We start from the raw sequence: 1,320 nt of genomic DNA, 5'->3' as shown, positions 1-1,320 counted from the left end.
ACTCAATTCCAATTTCATTACCTCCGTACTGGCAGTATTGAGAAGGTTACGGCAGAAGCGGGTTATGATCTGTTGATAGCTCATTCGTCGGAATCTTTCAAAAAAGAAGCCGCCAATGCCCTCAGCCTTTTTCATAAACGGGTAGACGGGCTAATTGCTTCCCTGGCATTTGACACAAAGGGGCTGGATCATTTTCAACCTTTTTTTGATAAACATATACCTGTTATTTTTTTCGACCGGGTTGAGGAGAAATCTGAATCGCCCAAGGTAATCATCGACAATTTTAAAGCCGGATACCAGGCCACCGAGCACCTTCTTGAACAGGGCTGCAAACGCATTGTGCTGGTAACTGCCAACCTTAGCCGAAATGTGTATGCCCAACGGCTAAAAGGTTATAAAGAAGCGCTGCACGATCATCAGATCAAATTTGATGAAAACCTCGTGCTCATCAAAGACCTCAGTGAAAAATGCGGGCGTGAAGCCGCCCTTCAGATTCTGAAAATGAAACCTCAACCCGACGCAGCGTTTATCACCAATGACTTCTCCGCTGCTGTATGCATGCAAACCCTGAAAGAAAAAGGAATTCGTGTTCCGGAAGACATTGCTATTGTTGGGTTCAACAACGATGCTATTGGAAAAATCATTGAACCACAACTAACAACAGTCAATTATCCGGGTATCGATATTGGAGAAATTGCGGCGCGCAACCTTATTGCCCATTTAAAAGGCGATCAGAATATACATCAAACCAATACCATAATTGTAAAATCTGAGCTGATTATCCGTCAGTCTTCTCTTCAACGCAGGAAATAATTCGCCCATTTGTAGTAAAAAGTAAGGCACCGTTCACAGGAACAAAAAGCAGCCGGCAAAATTCAACGCATGAAACAACTTCCACAACAGCTATTATGGGCAGCACTGGTGCTGGTCAACTGCCAGTTTTGTGCCCTGCAGAAAAATCCTACGAATGCAATTCCGGGACTAAAAGACGCCTATAGATCTGATTTTTTAATTGGCACCGCACTAACTAATAAATATATCGAAAAAACTAATCGGCCAGGCAACGACTTGATCCGGAAACAGTTCAATACAATTACACCGGAAAATTGTATGAAAGCAGCACTAATTCATCCTGAATGGGGTCGGTATGATTTTACACTTGCCGACAAGCTGGTAGCTTATTGTAAAAAAAACAAGTTATTGCTAAACGGGCATACCCTTGTCTGGCACAGCCAATTACCCCGCTTTGCTCATCAGATTCAGAACCAGGATTCCTTTAAATTATTCTTTGAATCGCATATCACTGCAGTTGCAACGAGA

2 protein-coding genes are annotated in these 1,320 nt (G+C 42.8%); both read left to right on the top strand.

The genetic code is table 11. The annotated features are described in order from the left end of the window. On the top strand, positions 1-813 hold an 813-nt coding region (locus A1D16_RS19725; protein ID WP_290712733.1), incomplete at its 5' end, for a substrate-binding domain-containing protein. Positions 814-882: 69 nt separating this feature from the next. Continuing rightward, a partial coding sequence (locus A1D16_RS19720; RefSeq protein ID WP_290712731.1) for an endo-1,4-beta-xylanase occupies positions 883-1,320 on the top strand: 438 nt, incomplete at its 3' end.

The organism is Flavihumibacter sp. CACIAM 22H1 (assembly GCF_001601815.1).
Taxonomy (GTDB): Bacteria; Bacteroidota; Bacteroidia; order Chitinophagales; family Chitinophagaceae; genus Flavihumibacter.
The sequence above is the reverse complement of the archived record's forward strand: the minus strand, read 5'-3'. Positions and strand labels throughout refer to the sequence as shown.